At 37.3% G+C, this 18,700-nt stretch carries 19 protein-coding genes and 1 tRNA gene; 15 read left to right on the top strand and 5 right to left on the bottom strand.

The window, feature by feature from the left end:
• Positions 1-62: 62 nt before the first annotated feature.
• The 4 genes from A8805_RS09100 to A8805_RS09085 form a co-directional block, all read right to left on the bottom strand.
• Positions 63-133 (bottom strand) — tRNA-Cys (locus tag A8805_RS09100).
• A gap of 163 nt (positions 134-296) precedes the next feature.
• Positions 297-2,405 (bottom strand): hypothetical protein, encoded by a 2,109-nt coding sequence (locus A8805_RS09095; RefSeq protein WP_109710285.1) that lies wholly within the window; start codon positions 2,403-2,405, stop codon positions 297-299.
• 316 nt (positions 2,406-2,721) lie between these two features.
• Entirely contained in the window at positions 2,722-3,591 is an 870-nt protein-coding gene (locus A8805_RS09090; RefSeq protein ID WP_109710283.1) for a helix-turn-helix domain-containing protein, read from the bottom strand.
• A 90-nt stretch (positions 3,592-3,681) separates the two neighbouring features.
• Complete coding sequence (locus tag A8805_RS09085; protein WP_109710281.1) at positions 3,682-4,662, bottom strand: glycosyltransferase family 2 protein; 981 nt, start codon at positions 4,660-4,662, stop codon at positions 3,682-3,684.
• 152 nt (positions 4,663-4,814) lie between these two features.
• Here A8805_RS09085 and srtB point away from each other — a divergent pair, with 152 nt between their 5' ends.
• The 14 genes from srtB to tnpC all read left to right on the top strand — a co-directional run bounded on the left by srtB (position 4,815) and on the right by tnpC (position 13,790).
• Complete coding sequence (gene srtB, locus A8805_RS09080) at positions 4,815-5,585, top strand: class B sortase (RefSeq protein ID WP_109710279.1); 771 nt, start codon at positions 4,815-4,817, stop codon at positions 5,583-5,585.
• Positions 5,586-5,704: 119 nt separating this feature from the next.
• The gene (locus A8805_RS09075) at positions 5,705-5,893 is read left to right on the top strand and encodes a DUF951 domain-containing protein (RefSeq protein ID WP_109710277.1); all 189 of its coding nucleotides are present in this window, start codon (positions 5,705-5,707) and stop codon (positions 5,891-5,893) included.
• A 129-nt stretch (positions 5,894-6,022) separates the two neighbouring features.
• Entirely contained in the window at positions 6,023-6,310 is a 288-nt protein-coding gene (rpsF, locus tag A8805_RS09070) for a 30S ribosomal protein S6 (RefSeq protein ID WP_109710275.1), read from the top strand.
• A gap of 14 nt (positions 6,311-6,324) precedes the next feature.
• A complete protein-coding gene (locus A8805_RS09065) occupies positions 6,325-6,768 on the top strand; it encodes a single-stranded DNA-binding protein (protein ID WP_109710272.1) in 444 nt (147 codons plus the stop codon).
• A 183-nt stretch (positions 6,769-6,951) separates the two neighbouring features.
• Entirely contained in the window at positions 6,952-7,218 is a 267-nt protein-coding gene (gene rpsR / locus A8805_RS09060) for a 30S ribosomal protein S18 (RefSeq protein ID WP_109710270.1), read from the top strand.
• A gap of 390 nt (positions 7,219-7,608) precedes the next feature.
• Entirely contained in the window at positions 7,609-7,779 is a 171-nt protein-coding gene (locus A8805_RS22960; protein WP_278321233.1) for a group II intron maturase-specific domain-containing protein, read from the top strand.
• A gap of 280 nt (positions 7,780-8,059) precedes the next feature.
• Positions 8,060-8,602, top strand: a complete 543-nt coding sequence (locus A8805_RS09050; protein WP_109710267.1) for a CD3072 family TudS-related putative desulfidase — start codon at positions 8,060-8,062, stop codon at positions 8,600-8,602.
• A gap of 32 nt (positions 8,603-8,634) precedes the next feature.
• Positions 8,635-9,432 (top strand): transporter substrate-binding domain-containing protein, encoded by a 798-nt coding sequence (locus A8805_RS09045; RefSeq protein ID WP_109710265.1) that lies wholly within the window; start codon positions 8,635-8,637, stop codon positions 9,430-9,432.
• 33 nt (positions 9,433-9,465) lie between these two features.
• A complete protein-coding gene (locus A8805_RS09040) occupies positions 9,466-10,131 on the top strand; it encodes an amino acid ABC transporter permease (RefSeq protein ID WP_109710263.1) in 666 nt (221 codons plus the stop codon).
• On the top strand, positions 10,119-10,850 hold the full coding sequence (locus A8805_RS09035) for an amino acid ABC transporter ATP-binding protein (protein ID WP_109710260.1): 732 nt from the start codon (positions 10,119-10,121) through the stop codon (positions 10,848-10,850). Before A8805_RS09040 ends, A8805_RS09035 begins: the two co-directional genes overlap by 13 nt.
• Positions 10,847-11,239, top strand: a complete 393-nt coding sequence (locus tag A8805_RS09030; RefSeq protein WP_109710258.1) for an EamA family transporter — start codon at positions 10,847-10,849, stop codon at positions 11,237-11,239. The genes A8805_RS09035 and A8805_RS09030 overlap by 4 nt, the downstream gene beginning before the upstream one ends.
• Positions 11,240-11,372: 133 nt before the next feature.
• Positions 11,373-11,783, top strand: a complete 411-nt coding sequence (gene tnpA, locus A8805_RS09025) for an IS66 family insertion sequence element accessory protein TnpA (RefSeq protein WP_109710256.1) — start codon at positions 11,373-11,375, stop codon at positions 11,781-11,783.
• Positions 11,773-12,126, top strand: coding sequence for an IS66 family insertion sequence element accessory protein TnpB (gene tnpB, locus A8805_RS09020; protein ID WP_109710254.1), 354 nt, complete (start codon positions 11,773-11,775; stop codon positions 12,124-12,126). Before tnpA ends, tnpB begins: the two co-directional genes overlap by 11 nt.
• A gap of 62 nt (positions 12,127-12,188) precedes the next feature.
• Complete coding sequence (gene tnpC / locus A8805_RS09015; RefSeq protein ID WP_109710252.1) at positions 12,189-13,790, top strand: IS66 family transposase; 1,602 nt, start codon at positions 12,189-12,191, stop codon at positions 13,788-13,790.
• Between the two features lie 69 nt (positions 13,791-13,859).
• Here tnpC and A8805_RS09010 read toward each other — a convergent pair whose 3' ends face one another.
• Positions 13,860-14,951 carry a pentapeptide repeat-containing protein gene (locus A8805_RS09010; protein WP_109710249.1) on the bottom strand — a complete coding sequence of 364 codons (1,092 nt, stop codon included), beginning with the start codon at positions 14,949-14,951 and terminating at the stop codon, positions 13,860-13,862.
• Positions 14,952-15,536: 585 nt separating this feature from the next.
• Between A8805_RS09010 and A8805_RS09005 the strand changes: the two genes are divergently transcribed.
• Entirely contained in the window at positions 15,537-18,374 is a 2,838-nt protein-coding gene (locus A8805_RS09005; protein WP_109710247.1) for an SIR2 family protein, read from the top strand.
• The last annotated feature ends 326 nt before the right edge of the window (positions 18,375-18,700 follow it).

Genomic DNA, 18,700 nt, shown 5'->3' with positions numbered 1-18,700 from the left:
AACTTTTATCAAAAAGAAAATGCTCTAAGTGCTGATTTTCAAGCATTTAGAGCATCACAAAAAGGCACAGACCGGATTTGAACCGGTGATCAGGGTGTTGCAGACCCACGCCTTACCGCTTGGCTACTGCGCCGAATCCAAAAAGGTTTATAACATACCTTACTCAGACAACACTTAAATTATACCAAAAGTCTGAAAATTTGTCAAGATTACCCATTGGAAAATGACAAAATAGAATCACCACCCAATAGCCAGTGATAGTTTGGCGGGTGGTGATTCTGCATGTTAAAATATTTTTATTTACTAATTAGTTTGCGCTTTTTAAGAATTATTATGGAAGAGGCAAAAATTAAGATGACCAGTGGGAGGACTCGAAGTGCGTCTCCCGTCGGAGGGGTCTTGGATTTAACAGCGCTGGCTTTTGTTTTCCCATCCGTAGTCTTAGTGGGGGTCTTCTTTTCAGGTTCTGGCTTGGGCTCCGGCTTAGGTTCCGGGGTAGCCGCTGCTTTTCCGATTATGCCATAATAGCTGAAATGGTCGGTTGTAAATATAATTTTTCCATCAACAATTTGACTGGGGATAATGGTTACATTACCGTCATCATTGATGTAAACTACCTTTAAATCCGTCATTGCTTTCATTGCATCGGTTAAAGGAATGCTTATTCTTACTTTTCCGTCAGGCTGAATTGCAACGCCGTTTTTTAGTAATTGTATATCATAAAGTCCGGCTAGTGTAAGTCCTTTGGCAGCCTTATCAATTGTGCCGTTCAGTTTGCTCATTTCGTCCTTTGATTGGGGTGTCACAACCAGTTCCGCTTGAGCGTCAAATACAGAACCATCCTCGTATTCCATACTGATTCCTGTATCAGTATGCACAAATGTTTTCTGGGAAGGAAACTTTGCAATTGCTTCAGTTTTCAAGATGGCCTTGCAGACAGTACATTCTGTATGGCGGGCCCCTTCTTCCGTGAAAGTTGCCTGCTTATCAATAATCCAGTCACTTTCAGTATGTCCGGCAGCTGGAATAACGGTTATATCGGTTTTGTCTCCACAGCGTAAGCAGTGCATGGATTTGGAGCCGTCTGTTGTGCAGGCAGGCTGGGTGTCTATTGTGAATTCCGTACTGTAATCGTGACCAAAGAAGCAAGGATCTTCGGCCAGCCAGACTTCGTTTAAAGCATTGGCTAAGCCGCCATTTGTGTTTACTTCAATAGCAGCCGTATCTTTAGCAACAAAGGAAGTCCAGCTTCTGGTCTGGCCGCTGCTATGGGCAAACCAGTCGGAGAAAACACTTTTTCCGCCATCTTTCTCAAAAAGACTGGTAAGTACAATTTTAGACTCGGCTGTTTCATCTGCGCCTTTTACAACTCTTGCTGCAATTGCAGCGAAACCAGTACCACCTTTTGCATGTATTTGACCGCCGGTCAGTTGAATAGAGTTCCTGGAGAAAATACCGATATCATTGGTGCTTACCGCATCTACTATACTGTTGCTAATGCTGACGGAGGTTTCGCCATATAAAGCAGTCCATCCCCCAGTTGCATTGATTTCAGACCCATTTTCGATTTTTAGTGAAGCAGCAGAGTAAATAGCATTTGCAGAACCGCTTGTCAGGGTCAGCCTGGAATTATCAATCAGAATATCACACCCGTTTGCTACAGAAACTCCGTTATCGCCGGATGTAGTGCAATCGACTGTACTGTTTTGAATTTTAAAATCATCAATGTCGACACCGCCGTTTATTCCTCGATTGGCATTTGTTATGGAAATGTTACTGTTTATGATGTTAACATGTCCGGTAGGTTCGTTGATACCCACTTCATATCCGGAAATGTTGATAGATGCTCCATTGCACATAAAAGAGGAGCCTACAGAATTTACATCAATACCGGAATTACCTTTACCTGTAGCAGGTTCTGACGTATCTGTTAAAGAAATTCCTACCCCGCTGATGGTGCAGCCGCTAAAGGCATAGATTCCATTTGTGTATTCAGTGATGCCTGATGGTCCGGTAGTAATCTCCATACTGCCGGCTCCTAAAATCTTAAGTTTTCCGAAAATATAGATTCCCATATGAATACCTTGTCCGGCAGCCGGAGCGATTACATTTGTACCATTTAGCTCAATCGTAAGTTCTTTATCATTAAAGTATTCTCCGGCAGCAATTCCGTTGCCGTTATGGCTGGTATCAATTGTAGCATTGTCCAATAAAAGTGTTTGGGTCTCTGCATTGTAAGAAGCTGTACCTCCGCCGCAGGGTACAGTGTTACCCGGTGCGGTGATAACATCAACGCCATTTACCCATAGTTTCTCCCCTGCTTCGGCTGCAAAAGCTGTTGTTGGACATAGCCCAATCAATAACAGCAAAGACAATGCCAAAGACAATAATTTCCCTTTCTTCATTCCTGTCCTCCTCAATTATTATTTGTTCCTGTGGCTTATGGCAGCTGCGCTTTACCTTAAAGCACCAAATCCGCCGGATATATCATCCATATTTCATCTAACCTCCTCCCTAAAGGAGTATTTGCAATTCGCAGTGTTACTTGTGTGAATACAGACTTGTTCTAGGTTTAAATAAACATTTTTATTAAATTACCACATTACAAAAGCATTTTGCTTTTTAAAAATATCATTCATTTTTCAAAAAGTACTTTTTGGGGGAGCGGCATAAAAAATACTGTTTACCGGATTGGCAAACAGTATCAAACAAAACATTATTTTATTTTTGGGAATGGATTTTTCTGTACTCTGATGGTGATAGCTGTGTACTACGCTTAAAGGTCACTGCAAAATGTCCTGCGTTTATAAAGCCGCATAATCTGGCAGTATCTTCAATGGAAAAATCTTTTGTTCTCAACAGTTCCTTCGCCTTTTCCAATCGGATATCGATTAAGTACTGGTGGGGTGTGCGTCCTGTATGCTCTTTAAACATTCGGTTAAAATGATTGGGGCTTAAATAGATGAGATTGCAGATATCAATAATGCTGATGTTGGTCGCATAACATTCCTGCATTAACCGGATGGCTTCCTGGATGCAGGGGTTATCCTTGTTCATCTTTTCATTGGTTTTTGTGTGAGTTCCCCCTAAATCCCGGATGAGCTGAAACACGATCTGAGTAGAAATGCTAAGAAGCATTTGAGGGCAGGAATTGCCGTAATTCTTCAGCTCCAGTTTAAAGTCACCAATTAAGTCCAGTAAGTGATGACTGTAACGCCCCTGGAAGCGCTGAAACGTAAATACCTCTCCGGCTGCTATTTCGGTAGAAATTTTTTGGAAAAAGTTTCTTTTTACTGCAATGTGAATATATTTACATTGTCCATATTCACCGCAGGAAATGGTGGTGAGTTTATCCCAGGGCTGAACTACAAGCAAATCACCCTTTTCTAAACGGTAATCAACATCCTTGACTCTTATAACAGGCGACTTTTCGAAGAACAGAATAAAGTGGTAATCATCAACACAGAACACCTTTCCTATAACATATTGTTTTGGCTCAAAGATGGCAATATTTTGATAAATAGTTGCCTTCGTTCCAGAGTACATATCTGTTGGCATTATTTCAACGAAATAATCGAAGTCTGATTTCATCGTTTCATTCCCCCTGTGTACGTTCCTTGCGCAAGATAATGGTTTCAGAGCATCCTTCTGTCTTATTCGGAGTCTATATTTATTAAACTATTAATGTTCAAGAAGGTCTTCATTTTTAGCGGACGGATTCTCGTCCTTCTTGATTTGTTCATAGCGGTGCTGGCATGCAACCAGCCGGATTTCAAAATTCTGTCTGTCCTGGTGGACAATAGAAGATAAAATAAGCCCGGTAAAAAGGGATATCATTGCAGCCAGATAGACAAAACCGCAAACAATCAAAGTTGGAAAGTTCGGGACCATCCTGGTCTGTGCGTAAGTAGTAATTACGGGAATTAGGAAAATGGTACTCACAATTGTGAGAAAAAGGGCGAAAACAGAAAAGAAGCCCAGAGGCTTATAGCTGCGGTAAAGCCGGATAATCGTCTTTAAAACCTTCATCCCATCTGTATAAGTGTTTAATTTAGATTCACTGCCTTCCGGTCTGTCCCTATAATTAATGATAACATTCTCCACCTGCATATTTTTATCTACTGCATGTATACTCATTTCTGTCTCTATCTCAAAGCCCTTGGACAATACAGGAAAAGTCTTGACAAAATTATAGCTGAATGCCCGGTATCCGGTCATAATATCCTTAATATTATTTTTAAATAACTTATTAATGGATTTACGTACTATAGAATTGCCAAAGTTATGGAAGGGGCGTTTGTTTTCTGTAAAATATGTGGAGGAAAGCCTGTCACCAACCACCATGTCAGCATGGCGGTTCAAAATCTTTTCAATCATTTCTTTTCCAAATTCGGCAGGATAAGTATCATCCCCGTCAACCATCAGATAAGCCGTTGCATCAACCTCTCTGAACATGCGGCGGATTACATTTCCCTTGCCCTGTTGGTATTCGTGGCGGACGATTGCACCTGCCTCCTTAGCCAATGCTGCAGTCTGGTCTGATGAATTATTATCGTAGACATAAATCGCTGCCCCGGGCAGTGCCTGCTTCCAGTCGTTCACTACCTTAACAATTGTTTTACCTTCGTTGTAGCATGGAATCAGAATTGCAATCTCATCCATAAAAAGTATATCCCCCTTACTTACTCACTCACAAATATATATAATTTTATACTACACTATTCCCAGACCCTGTGCAAGAAGTATATCTTATTGAACTACTAATGTTCAATAAGATATGGTATAATACTCAGGGTGAAAGGGAGGAATATATAATGAGCAGGAAAAAGAAGCAAAAGAAGAACGGACTCTTTGGAGAGGTTATGTCCACAGTGGTACTGATCGTTGCAGTTTGTGTGCTTGTTATTTCAGTGTATCAGCTTATTATGGCACTGGTGCCGTATTACTCTGGTGGAAAAGAGTATGATAAAGTAAAAAAACTGGCAATTACAGTTGATGATAAAGGTGAAGAGGATGGATTTCGGGTAGACTTTGATGCATTGATGAAAGAAAACCCTGACACAGTGGGGTGGATTAGATTTGACGCACCATCTGTTATCAGTTATCCTATCGTGAAAAGTGCAGACAATGAAGAGTACCTTACAAAAACATTTTCTGCCAGCGATAATAAATTAGGTGCAATTTTTATGGACATGCGTAACAACCCGGAATTTGTCGACCGCAACACATTCATCTACGGGCACAACCTGCAGATGGGAGGAGAGATGTTCTCTCAATTGAATGAATATGCAAGTGAAGAGTTTTATAAGGAGCATCCGTATTTCTACATATATACACCAAAAGGAGATAAGTTTACATACCAGGTTTTTTCAGCGGGAGTTGTAAATGATCAGACTAATAATTACAAGATTGCATATCCCACAGAGCAGGATTATGTTGATTACTTAGAATTGTGTAAAAGATCTTCTAATTATCAGACCGACGCGGCAGTGGGAGTCAGGTCTAAGATTGTAAGTCTGTCTACCTGTACAAATGTAAACGAAGATGACAGATTCTTACTCCAAGGTGTACTCATAGGGGACTGACCCTTTTGCATGTCGTTGGTTAGCAACCGTAGTGAGGTTGCTTAACAAGGACGGTACCCTTGGGGTGCAGTCCGTTTTCAGAATATTCAGATTACTATAAGAAGATGAGGAGGATGATTATGGCAGACAGATTTGATATTGGAGATATTATCCGTATGAAGAAACCACATCCTTGCGGCAGCCGTGAATGGGAAGTTTTGAGAGTTGGTGCTGATTTCCGGCTGAAATGCGAAGGATGCGGACATCAGATTATGGTTCCGCGCAAATTAGTGGAAAAAAACACAAAAGAAATTCGAAAAAAGGCTTGATACAAGCGTGTTCTTATGGTATCATAATTAATCGTGACGTACCCGTAGGATTTTTATGTCCTCGGATATTTAATTTTCCTTGTTCCCGCACAATGCGGGAGCCAGAGACCATAAGGAGGTGCAAAAGACATGAACAAGTATGAATTAGCTGTTGTTGTCAGTGCAAAAATCGAAGATGACGCTAGAACAGAAGTTGTTGAAAAGGTGAAAGGTTTAATCGCACGTTTCGGCGGCAATGTGACAGATGTCGATGAATGGGGTAAGAGAAGATTTGCTTACGAAATTCAGAAGATGAAAGAAGGATATTACTACTTCATCCACTTCGAATCTGAAAGCAATGTCCCCGGAGAAGTTGAACAACGTATCCGCATCATGGACAACGTACTCAGATATTTATGCGTTAGACAGGAAGCATAGAGAAAGAGGTATATATGAATAAAGTGGTTTTGGTAGGACGTCTGACAAGAGACCCTGAAGTTAGATATTCACAAGGTGACAGTGCAACTGCTGTTGCGAGATATACAGTAGCTGTGGACCGCAGGTTTAAGAGGGACAATGAACCTACAGCGGATTTTATTCCGTGTGTTGTGTTTGGCCGTTCAGCAGAGTTCGCGGAGAAGTATTTCCGCCAGGGCATGCGCGTTTCTGTTTCAGGCCGTATTCAGACCGGAAGCTACACAAATAAAGAAGGCGCAAAAGTATACACGACAGAAGTAATTGTTGAGGAACAGGAGTTTGCTGAAAGCAGAGGCGAGAGCGAAGCAAATAGAGGCTCTTTCCAGCAGGCAGCGCCAAGCCCTTCACCAAGTGTTGATGCAGGTGACGGATTCATGAACATCCCGGATGGAATTGATGAGGAGTTACCATTTAATTAGAACACTGATTGTACCATCATATATAACTGTTCAGTACAGGTCTGTGCATTTACTCACGGGACCTGTGAAAACATTGAACATGCAATAGCAAGCCCCATCGCCAAAGGCGATTTTCATGGGCTTGCGGCGTATCTGTTCATGGTTCTGAACAGATACCATCATATCATATAGGAGGTAAAAGAAATGGCTTACGAAAAAGGCAGTAGACCAGAAGGCGGCTTCAAGAAAAGAGGCCCGGCACGCAGAAGAAAAAAAGTGTGCGTATTCTGTGGAAAAGAGAATAATGAAATTGATTATAAAGACGTAGTAAAGCTGAAAAAATACATCTCAGAGAGAGGTAAGATTCTTCCTAGAAGAATTACAGGAAACTGTGCTAAGCATCAGAGAGCTCTCACAGTAGCAATTAAGAGATCACGTCATATCGCTTTGATGCCATACGTTCAGGATTAGGCCTTATAAATAGGGCGTTTGCGGACAGGCAGTTCCAATTTAACAGCAATTGCAAAAGGGTTCGGTTGGAAAACAGATATAGCAAATGATAAAGACCGTTATTGCGTAAGCAATAGCGGTTTTTTTACGTTCATTCATCATATATCATATTTTAAGAGATAAAGTCAAATAATCATTAAAAAGATGCTCATACATTTGAGGATCTTTTTTCTGTCTTACTATAAAGAAAAAAGAAGGAGGTTGCATATGAACAATTCGCTGACAATTATCCAGAAACTCTGCATTGATACCCTTCATGGGGTCACACGTCGTTATAAGCTGGAAGGAACCATCCTACATTCTGATAGGGGCAGCCAAGTGCGACAAGAAGTCGCCTAATATATTTCTATAATGTTACCCTATCCATTTGGGGTAATCCGAGGATGGACAAACTATCATAAACACACGGTAGCAAGCTATGCTTTTTCCTATGTTAATAATACTTTATATTTATTACTTCAAAGATGGGCAAAACATCGTCACCCAAACTGCACTGGCCTATGTTTCTTCTGTACAATTTGAGCGAGGGAATTCATAAAATCAACTTAACTTTGTGTCTGAAAAATGTTGACAAGCCCAGTCTATCGTATAAGGGGCATATCAAAATAAAGCGTTCGAGTTATATTAATTCAAAAAGTAACCGCAAAACTGTGATAACAAAACAAGAATATCCACAAACAGGAGACCAGAATAACGTATATAAGATGCATAGAAAAAAGAAATATATATATAGAAAATATGAATTTTACAATTGCATAGCAGAATGCTATCATAAAAAAGTCCGAATTATGAGAGGTGGAATATGAAAAGAGAAAAGAAAATGATTCTTGTTGCACATTGTTTGCTAAATGTGAATGCAAAGGTAATTGGAATAGCAAATGAGGCTGGGGGATCCAGTTTAATTGGTAAATTAGTAGAAAAGGGATATGGAATTATCCAACTTCCGTGTATTGAAATGGCGATGTATGGTTCTCAAAGATGGGGAGTTGTTTATGAGCAATGTGATTTTTTATCCTATAGAAATAAGTGTAAAGAATTATTAAATCCAATTGTAGAACAAGTTGTAGACTACTCAAATCATGGATATGAAATTAGAGCTGTAATTGGTGCGGATTACAGTCCTACATGTGGAGTAAATTATACTTCAAAAGGGAAATGGAGTGGCGAATTAAACGAAGTTAATAATTACCAAGAAAAGATAGATTCGGTGGAAATAAAAGAAGGAAATGGAATTATGATTGAGGAATTATCTTTGCTACTAAGAAAACATTCGCTTGATGTACCGTTTTATGGAATTGAGGAAACGGATATGTCATCTTATCTTAGTATATTACAAATGATGTAAATATTACATAAAAAAACAAGGGAGAAAATGAAATGAAAAAGAAAGTTTTAGCAGTAACACTAGGAGTAGCAATGTTAGCATGTGCACTTACAGCATGTGGAGGGAGCAGTAAAGAGTCAGAATCTAAAGAGGACACTTCATTAGTTGATTTACAAGAGGCAGGGATAATGAAGGTTGGAATGTGTCCGGAATATCCACCATTTGAATCTATTAATGAAAGTGGCGATATTGAAGGGTTTGATGTGGATCTTGCAAATGCGATTGGAGAAAAATTGGGAGTCAAATTAGAATTTGTAAATACACCATATGAAGGCTTGATTGCAGGATTAGAAAACGGAGATTTTGATATTATTATGTCTGGTATGTCTCCAGAAGAAGCTGACGGGGCAGATCAAATATTATGCGTAACAGAAAATTATTATGCGGTTGATGAAGTTATCTTGACAAAAGATACTAGTATTAAATCAAAAGAAGATTTAGAAGGAAAAAAAGTTGGTAGTCATTCAGGAAGTACTTCTGAATATGCAGTTCAAAGTTTGGAAGAAGAAGGTATTCACGTGACATCAGCTCCTTATAATAGACATTCTGAAGCATTTGCCGATCTTCAAAACGGTAACATAGATGCGCAAGTAGTTGAGGGTACATGGGCAAATGAAAAGGTTTCTGATGGAGATGAAATTTTTATCGTAAAAGAACCGATTAATACCATCAATGTTGCTGGTGTTATCGGAAATGGAAAGAAAGCATTTACTGATGCTTTTAACAAAGCGTTGGATGAATTGAAGGATAGTGGACAATACGATGAAATAGTGGGAAAATGGTTTTCATAGTTTGAATAATTTATTTGGAAGTGGAGTGTAGTAATGCGTAAATTAGATTTTTCAGTTATAATACCGTATGCTTCATTACTTCCTGCAGCATTGAAAATAACGATTGAAATAGGAGTGGCTGGTTTTGTACTAGGCACTTTTATTTCGATTATTGTGGGAACCTGCAGAAGTAAAAAAATGCCTAAAATAATTGAAATTGTTTTAGGCATTTATGTAGAGGTGTTTCGAGGAACCCCTCTATTAGTTCAATTGTTTTTTGTGTATTATGGACTACCGAGTTTAGGAATGAGATTAGAACCAATATTGGCTGCAATTATTACAATGGGATTAAATAGCGGATCATATTTATCAGAAAATGTGCGAGCATCGATTTTAGCTGTAGATAAAGGGCAGTATGAAGCAGCACATATGTTAGGATTTACACCAATGCAAACAAATATCCATGTGGTTTTGCCACAAGCAATGAGAATAGCCATACCATCGTTTATGAATGGTTTTTCTTCCATAATTAAAGAAACATCAATAGTATCAGTTTTGCCGGTCATTGAATTAACAAAATTAGGAAATCAAGTTTATGCAAAAACATATCATCCGTTTGAGATATATATACTGTTAGGAGTTCTTTACTTTCTTCTTACATACTCCTGTACTTTTTTTGCAAAATGGTTAGAAAGAAGGGCTTCAACATGGCAGCAGTAATTCAAGTAAAAGATTTAGTAAAATCATTTGATTCAAAAGAAGTTTTACGGGGTGTAAATTTAAGTGTTAATAAAGGGGATGTTGTTGCAATTGTTGGATCAAGCGGGTCAGGAAAAAGTACTTTAATAAGATGTATTGCAGGTCTTGAGGATTATCAATCAGGAGAACTTTTTATAAAAGATAAGAAAATTGTGAATAAGCATGAAGTTGTTGGAACAATTGGTATGGTTTTTCAAAATTTCAATCTATTTCCGCATTATACAGTCGAAGAAAATATTATTAAACCATTAATGATTACTAAGAAATTAGATAGGAATGATGCTCAACAAAAAGCGCATGATTTATTAAAAAAAGTAAGATTAGAAGAAGCGGCGTGCCAATATCCTTTAACGTTATCTGGAGGACAAAAACAACGTGTTGCAATTGCTCGGGCGCTTGCAATGGATCCTGAAATTCTCGCATTTGACGAACCTACATCATCTTTGGATCCGGAACTTGCACATGAAGTTTTTCAAACTATAAATGAATTAGCTCAAGAAGGGCAAACAATGCTAATAGTAACACATCAATTAAACGCAATAAGTCATTTTGCAACGAGAGTTGCTTTTTTATACAATGGTGTTATTGAAGTTCAGGGAAGTTGTGATGAGATCTTTCATCATAGCAAAAATGAAAATGTAACTGAATTTCTTAAAATGGTAGAATTCGGAAACCTATGATGATAACAAAAATTATAAATAGTAAAAAGTTCTTTTGGATTGCTGCATTGATTAGCAATTTTTTATGGGCAAGCCTATTCTCTGTTATAAAACTGGGGTATAGTATAGCTAAAATTTCTAGCAGGGATGTATATGGACAGATTCTGTTTGCAGGTTATGTTTTTACTGTTTCAGGGATTATAACTATAGGAGGAAATTGTTTTAAGTCAGAACAGTGTTTTCTAAAAAAAAATACCAGAAAAGAACTAAAAGTAAAATCAGTAATGAAAATTATTATAATTGCATTATGTCAAACGGTTTTTCAATATTCATTTCTGTATATAGGGTTGGCACATACAACTGCGACAAAAGGGGCGATTTTATCTTCTACAAATGTTTTTATTTCGTAAGCGTTTAATTTCGGGGTAGATTTTCTTACCCCGAATTTATCTTTATAATGATTGCTAGGAAATGCTAACATTTCACCGCACCTGTTGTACTGGAAGCGAGCATTTCACTTTATTTTGAAGGAGTACAATCATTATGAGTAACCGTGTTTGTAAAGCTGATCAGATCAAACTGATCATGGAGTGCCGCAGGAGCGGGTTCTCCGATTACCAGTGGTGTGTGAAGAATGGGGTTCATCCCGGTAACTTCTACAACTGGGTAAGTAAGCTCCGCAAAAGTGGATATACCTTTCCTGAATCAGAAGCTAAGTCGAACGCATCACCAAATATTCAGGAGGTTGTAAAGGTAGATTTGATTCCAAAACCTAAGCCAGCTTCCAGCCAACTGATAGAGCAAAATGTTAGCTTGCCAACTCCAAGAACAGTTCCGGCAGTTGCTGCAGAACTTTTGATAGGAAATATCACACTCCGGATCTTTAATGGTGCCGATGAACATCTGATTCAAAGCACCTTGAAACGTATTGGAGGGATAAACAATGCTTGGTGATATTTCGCTCGCAACAAACATCTACATCGTAACCGGCTATACCGATATGCGTAAATCCATAGATGGTCTATGTGCCATTGTTGTAGATCAGTTAAAGGAAGAACCCAATGGCAGTTCCCTCTACATGTTTTGCGGGAAACGCTGTGACCGTATCAAGGTTCTATTACGTGAGCCGGACGGATATGTTCTGCTCTATAAAAAACTGGATGTTGTCCAGGGTAGATACCGCTGGCCCAGAAACAAATCCGAGGTAAGATCCATTACCTGGAAACAGTTCGACTGGCTGATGTCAGGCCTGGATATTGAACAGCCGAAAGCTCTCCAGACTGCCTGGAACCCTTGATTTTACTGGATTTTTCGCTCCTTTTGTGGTATAATAAAACCATCAGATGAAGGAGTAAAAGCATGACAGGGAGCAGCAAAGATATCCAGCTTTCAGAACTTAAAGATATGATCTCACAACTGAATATGACAATCAAAGTGCTGAATGATACCATTACCAGACAGCAGTCTGAAAATGATAACCTTAAAGCTGAACTTGCATGGCTTCGTCAAAAAATGTTTGGTTCCTCCAGCGAGCGTCGCATGGATGAGGTGACTGGTCAGATGAGTCTTTTTGAAAATCTTCCGGGAGAAGAAAAACCGGTGGAACTCATCGAGCCCGAAGTTGTGGAGCAGTCCAAGAAATCCCGAAAGAAGAAACCTACCCTGGAGGAACAGTTCAAGGATATCCCCACCAGACAGGTTCTGGCAGATACTCTATCCGATGAAGATAAGATCTGTCCTCTTTGTGGCAGTGAAATGTTAGCCATCGGTACCGAAGTTATCCGAAGCGAGATAGTCTATATTCCGCCCAAACTGGAACGAATTGAGTATATCGCTACCACCTATACCTGTCCTGAATGTAAGGATACGGAAGAGTCTCAGTTCATTAAAGATAACGGCACTCCTGCACTGATTCCCGGAAGCTATGTTTCCGGGTCATTGCTTGCATATATACTTTATCGAAAATACGGATTATACATTCCGTTGTACAGACAGGAGCAGGACTTCCAGCAGCAGTCTGCACCCATAGGCAGAACTTCCATGGTTCACTGGATCCTAACAGCAGGTCAGGAATACATGCAGCCCATGTATGATTACTTCCATCGGGAACTTCTGAAACGAAGATTCTTAATGATGGATGAAACGCCCATTCAGGTACTTAAGGAAGAAGGGCGAAGGGCTCAGTCAAAATCCTATTTCTGGCTGGTCCGTACCGGAGAGGATGGATTAAATCCCATCGTCCTCTACAATTACACTCCTACCAGAGCAGGAGAAAATGCCAAGCAATTCCTAAAAGGAATGAAACCAGGTTTCTATCTGATGACGGATGGCTATCAGGGCTATAACAAGGTAAAAGAAACTAAGCGTTGTTGCTGTTATGCCCATATCCGCAGATATCTGTTGGAGGCAATTCCCAAAGGACATGAAAAGGATTACAGCAATCCCGCAGTCCAGGGAGTTTTTTATTGCAATAAGCTGTTTGAATACGAGCGTTCCTATAAGGAAAAAGGCTTAAGTTTCAAACAGATTTATAACCGCCGCCTCAAAGATCAGAAACCGGTCATTGAGGGTTTTCTGGCGTGGCTAAAGCAGGTTAATCCAGGAAGCAATGGCAAGTTGAAGAAGGCCATTACCTATATCAAGAACCGTGAAGAGTTGCTGATGACCTACCTGGAAGATGGTCGCTGCAGTTTAAGTAACAACTTAAGCGAAAATAGCATTCGCCCGTTAACTGTTGGCCGAAAGAACTGGCTTTTTTCTGACACACCGGATGGAGCGACCGCCAATGCACTGTATCTCACAATCGTTGAGATGGCAAAGGCTTACAAACTAAATCTATATGAATATCTGAAATACCTGCTGGAGCATCGTCCAAGCAAGGATATGTCGGATAACGAGCTGGCAAAGTTGGCTCCCTGGAATGAAAACGTCCAGGAAAAATGCAGTAATAAGACAGAGTAAAATGTTAGCATACCGGAATCCTATCAATCGGGTTCCGGAAAGTTCTGGGCACACCCCGAAATTAAACGCTTACGTTAGAAAGGCTACTTGCTTCTCCATTTCATAAGGATTTATATTTGTTTCCAAATAAAAAATTAGAGTTGGTTTCTTTGAATCCTCATTTAAAAGTAAATCACGTATCATACTAGCCGAAAGTTGATAGTCATGGTATTCTGCTAGGCTAAACTGTTCTGTTGAAATCCATTTGTTAATATTTTCATAAAGAAAACGCCTTTGCTTTACAGAAAATATATTATTCAAATAGACCAATTTACAAAAATATTTCAAACTTCGGAAATCTCTTACTTGAATAGTTCTTATAATGCCTGCCATAATTGACTCATATGCCAAATCAAGTTCATTCGTAGCGATATAAATATTGGTTAAAGGAAAGTACTTTTCGTTTTTGCAGTAATATTTTTGGAAATCAGGTAGTAATTTTTTATATTCTTGAATACTAAGTGTTTCAGAATAAGCAGAAAAAATTTTATTATTACCGAATTCTGTCAATTGACTTAATAAACCATATGCAGAGCAAATCGTATGAAATGGAAATATACAATCTTGCGCTTTAATGTTTTCAAAATCAACGTACTCTATGTTTAATGTTGACATATTTACATTAATAAATGTACAATCAGCAAATTGGGCATTTTCTAAAGAACAAAGTCGAATAGTGCAATTGATAAATTTAACTCTGAAGAAAATCGTCTCAGTAAAGCCGCTTGAATATATAAACAAATTCTCAAAAGTACAATTTGTAAAAGTGCTTTTATGAAAGCCTGCATTATCCAAATTATTTGTTTTATTACTACTACTTGTGAATACTACATCTTTAAAAGTGCATGAATGTAAATTACCATTAGAGAAAATACAATCTTCAAATTTTGTATCAATAAATTTGGAGCCTGCAAATCCAATATTCATTAAATTCGCATCTTTAAAAAGACATTTTTTGTAATATGATTGGCGATACATTTTTTTGCTTAGGTCCTTAGATATCGTTAATCCAACGCCCCCGTTTTGCTTTGAAACAGAAAAAATATCTTTATTATTGACATGCAAAGCCAATCTATCAACAGCTAGTAAATATTCATTTTCCGAATAAATTGGTAAATTCATGTTTATATCCTCTACATAGTATAATTGTAAATTATCCTTTATTTATGATATTAATTATATCATTATTTCCAATATTTACAAGCATTCTTGTATAAAATAGGTTTAGCAAATTTTCAAACAAATATAAGTAATAAGACCCTACATATATTCAGTGCCAAGGCCCTTGGAATTTTATTCGGCTTCCGTATTAAAGAAATAACATAATGGAGTCCACCAACATGCCTATAATTTGAATAGGGGGGGGGGAGAAAACTGTTGTAAAATATATGCCCATGCATTGTTGGCTATATTTTATTTGGTTTTTTGAAGTATTAATCTATATACATCTGGATTGAAGAGTCAAATAGTGTCAATAGGCGCTATTTCTGTGGCTTTTTAATGCCTATCAAGGGATGAAATGTAGAAAAAGATTGGTAATCAGTGGGAAATGTGTTACAAGCTAACAATTCGATTCATATTTCTATCAAATTAGGGTTCGTCGTCTTCACATTATAGCCTTAGTGCTGCATACATATTATATGAAAAACCTTGCTACTAACTTTTAATAACCCATCTGCATCAGAGGATGACATTTTTAAAGTAATAATGGAATGTGATCCAAAACAAAATGCTATTCAGTTTAATAAACTTGCAGAACAATGTGCAAAAAACAATGTTGTTCCATTCATTGGTGCGGGTATGTCTATACCTATATATAAATCATGGCCTCAACTTTTGCGTTCCCTAGCAGAGGATCAGCTATTTCCTGGGTTATTAGAAGATACGAATTCGTTGCTAGCTAATAATGATTATGAAGGAGCAGCATCAAGCCTATTTGAAAAATTAGGTCGAGCTCGTTTTTTTGAGGCTCTTGATATAGAATTAGACCCCAAATTGATAGAGGGAAAGGCTATTTTAAATATGCCAGTATTCTTATTACCTCGATTATTTAAAGATGTAGTAATCACAACAAATTTTGATAAAGTACTAGAATATGTTTATAAGAATAGCGATCAAGACTTTGTTATGACTCCTTCTATAGTTGGCTCAAATAGTAATATGCTGGTTGACAGGGTTCATGAAAATAAAAATACGCTTATAAAACTCCATGGCGATATCTATGATAAACAAAGCCTCGTACTTTTTGAAGACCAATACGAAAAAACATATAATACTGAATCAGAAACGTTTAAAACACTTAAGACTATTTTTACAAAAAAATTATTTCTGTTTTTAGGCTGTAGTCTGGAAGGTGATCGAACAATTCAACTAATTCGGAAATTAAAGCTCAAACACTTTGCTTTTATGCAGTTACCGGGAGAAATTCCAACAAGAAGTGAGCGCATTAAATATTTAGGTGATTTAGGAATTACCCCCGTTTGGTATCCATCAGAAGATAAGAAACATTTAAGCGTAGAGGTTTTATTAAAGAAATTGCATGTGAGAATACAAGAAATACAATTATATGGGGGGAATCATGTAAAAGCTTCCACTTCAAAGAGAAAACCAAAAAGATCTAAGAACCTTCCTTATAAAAAAATAAATGAAATATTTGATATACAGAGGGAGTCTATAGGGGCTCAACGTGCAGTTGGAATAAATAGCCATACTCAATTGATAGTAAAAAAAATAATATCTCAATGTTATATTAACCCCTATATTACTAAAATAGCTAATAATGATTTGTATACAGATATCGAAAGTCAATTTGACTTTTTAGATTTGCTAAGTAAAGGAAATCAAATTCTGATTACTGGTCCTCCAGGCATTGGGAAATCAATGTTTCTTAAGTATTACTTTAGCAAAAGATATAATAGAAGACCATCAAGAAAAATTCTTTTTTGGGTTACTTCTTCAATTATTAAAAAGAAAGCATCTACGGAAGTTGAGCAGTTATATCAGCAGTTACTAACAGGTGATTTTTCTAAATCATGTCACGTTATCTTATTTATTGATGGTGCAGATGAGATTTTTGTGCAAAATACAGAAGGTATTGATAAATTCAAAAAACTTTTAATTAATTGCCAAAAGAACAAAATAACAGTAATAGTTAGTTGTAGAGAGAGCTATTACGAACGCAATTTATCCGATAGTGATTTTTTACATATTTATAAAGTCTGTGGGTGGAAGGATAAACAAATTATGGATTATGCCTATGCATATCTGAGCAATAAAAAGTCATTTTCAGAGTTTGAAGTATTCTGCAAAGACAATTTTGAAATATCGGACTTTCTTCAGAACCCTTTCCAGCTGGCGCTTTTGTTGTGCTTGTTCTCTGATGCTAAAGAGCATCAGAAAACAATGTATAGGAGTTTTACAGGTGGAAATATATACTTACTGTATGATCGTTTTTATAAGGAATGGCTTAATCGGGAATTAGAAGATAACCCAAATCAATCAGAACTATCAGAACAAGTATATACCATACATGAAAGAGTAGCAATTACACTATTTAGACGATACAACAACCCTATAGCACTAGATAAAATACTGACAAAAAGGCAAAATGAGTCTGGCATATGTAATGAAAATGCTATGAAAGATTTCTTAAACACTGAAATCGAAAGCGGAAAATGCATTGTTACAGGATTTTGGCATAGTACCTTTCTTGAATACTTCATGAGCAAACATATTATTTCTGCTTTTTTAAAGGGTGGGAATGAAATTATAAGTTTATTTGAGAAAAATGTATTTCGTCATTTTGTTATGGATTTTATTGAACTGGGTCTAAAATCACGTCTAGAACACGAGTTATATCAAATAAAAGAAAACTTAGAAGAGGTGTACTACAATTTGGTTTTTGCAGATAATAATCAGTTAATGGATGATTTTAGATTATCTCAGAAAATTTATAATAAAGCAACCAAAATTGATGCTAAAAAGCGGTATTTAATTCGTGATCAAGTGGTCTTTTTTATAGGAAAATTGCCATCAACCATAGTTGAAAACAGTACTGTAATTTCATATGCGTATAAAAATGAAAGTAATATATTGGTACGTATTAGTGCGGCCACAGTGTCAATTAACCATGGAATTCACTTTGATATTGAAAATGATTTTATAAATAAACTTCTTTATGATGAAACATGGGATAGAACGCTTCGGTCATGGGTTGTTGTTTATTGGGAAGATGTCAAGAATAGCGATCCATATAATTATATAGATACGGGCGGTAACTGGGATCGAATTAAGCAGAGACGTTTACAGCGTCTAGCAACTAGTGGAGAAAAAAGTAAAAAATATATTAATACCCGAGCAATTGATTTGACTCAATTATATATTTTTTATCGAAGTAGAGGTTGGGATACATTAACACAAGAGGATTATAATATCATTATTAATTGTTCATTCTCATCAAGTTATAGCGTTGAAAAAAGAAAAATAATTAGAAAAATTAAAAAAATGTTTATGCAAAACTATTCTAGTTGTAATAATAGAAAGTGAAGTCAAATGGAAAAATACACCTAAAATATGCTCGTGGGGCAATTTGGTGGCTTTGCAGAAAATATAAGAATAACGCAGCCAATGTATCCGATACTATAAGGCAACTTATTCATGAAATCTATGTTAGCACTTCCGAATTTTCCTGAATAATCGTCTCTCCCCTCGATGTAACGGATTTAAATAATCCAGAGCATATAAAAATTGCTACTAATTCGATTGAGTACAGTGAGAATTTTAGAAAAGGAGTAATTGATTATCTTATAACTTGGAAAAATAGCTGAGAGTAAATAAGGGACTGGGATATTCCAGAGTTTCTAAAATGAAAG

This window comes from Faecalicatena contorta (assembly GCF_003149105.1).
Taxonomy (GTDB): domain Bacteria; phylum Bacillota; class Clostridia; order Lachnospirales; family Lachnospiraceae; genus Muricomes; species Muricomes contortus_C.
Note: the sequence above shows the minus strand (reverse complement) of the source record. Positions and strands in the feature narration are given on the sequence as shown.

Coding starts and splice junctions, on each gene's coding strand:
- A8805_RS09050 (WP_109710267.1), top strand. CDS start 8,060: ATGAAAAGAGAAAAGAAAATGATTCTTGTTGCACATTGTTTGCTAAAT.
- A8805_RS09035 (WP_109710260.1), top strand. CDS start 10,119: ATGGCAGCAGTAATTCAAGTAAAAGATTTAGTAAAATCATTTGATTCA.
- tnpC (WP_109710252.1), top strand. CDS start 12,189: ATGACAGGGAGCAGCAAAGATATCCAGCTTTCAGAACTTAAAGATATG.
- A8805_RS09045 (WP_109710265.1), top strand. CDS start 8,635: ATGAAAAAGAAAGTTTTAGCAGTAACACTAGGAGTAGCAATGTTAGCA.
- A8805_RS22960 (WP_278321233.1), top strand. CDS start 7,609: ATGTTACCCTATCCATTTGGGGTAATCCGAGGATGGACAAACTATCAT.
- A8805_RS09085 (WP_109710281.1), bottom strand. CDS start 4,662: ATGGATGAGATTGCAATTCTGATTCCATGCTACAACGAAGGTAAAACA.
- tnpA (WP_109710256.1), top strand. CDS start 11,373: ATGAGTAACCGTGTTTGTAAAGCTGATCAGATCAAACTGATCATGGAG.
- rpsF (WP_109710275.1), top strand. CDS start 6,023: ATGAACAAGTATGAATTAGCTGTTGTTGTCAGTGCAAAAATCGAAGAT.
- rpsR (WP_109710270.1), top strand. CDS start 6,952: ATGGCTTACGAAAAAGGCAGTAGACCAGAAGGCGGCTTCAAGAAAAGA.
- A8805_RS09030 (WP_109710258.1), top strand. CDS start 10,847: ATGATGATAACAAAAATTATAAATAGTAAAAAGTTCTTTTGGATTGCT.
- A8805_RS09005 (WP_109710247.1), top strand. CDS start 15,537: ATGGAATGTGATCCAAAACAAAATGCTATTCAGTTTAATAAACTTGCA.
- A8805_RS09065 (WP_109710272.1), top strand. CDS start 6,325: ATGAATAAAGTGGTTTTGGTAGGACGTCTGACAAGAGACCCTGAAGTT.
- tnpB (WP_109710254.1), top strand. CDS start 11,773: ATGCTTGGTGATATTTCGCTCGCAACAAACATCTACATCGTAACCGGC.
- A8805_RS09090 (WP_109710283.1), bottom strand. CDS start 3,591: ATGAAATCAGACTTCGATTATTTCGTTGAAATAATGCCAACAGATATG.
- A8805_RS09075 (WP_109710277.1), top strand. CDS start 5,705: ATGGCAGACAGATTTGATATTGGAGATATTATCCGTATGAAGAAACCA.
- srtB (WP_109710279.1), top strand. CDS start 4,815: ATGAGCAGGAAAAAGAAGCAAAAGAAGAACGGACTCTTTGGAGAGGTT.
- A8805_RS09040 (WP_109710263.1), top strand. CDS start 9,466: ATGCGTAAATTAGATTTTTCAGTTATAATACCGTATGCTTCATTACTT.
- A8805_RS09010 (WP_109710249.1), bottom strand. CDS start 14,951: ATGAATTTACCAATTTATTCGGAAAATGAATATTTACTAGCTGTTGAT.
- A8805_RS09095 (WP_109710285.1), bottom strand. CDS start 2,405: ATGAAGAAAGGGAAATTATTGTCTTTGGCATTGTCTTTGCTGTTATTG.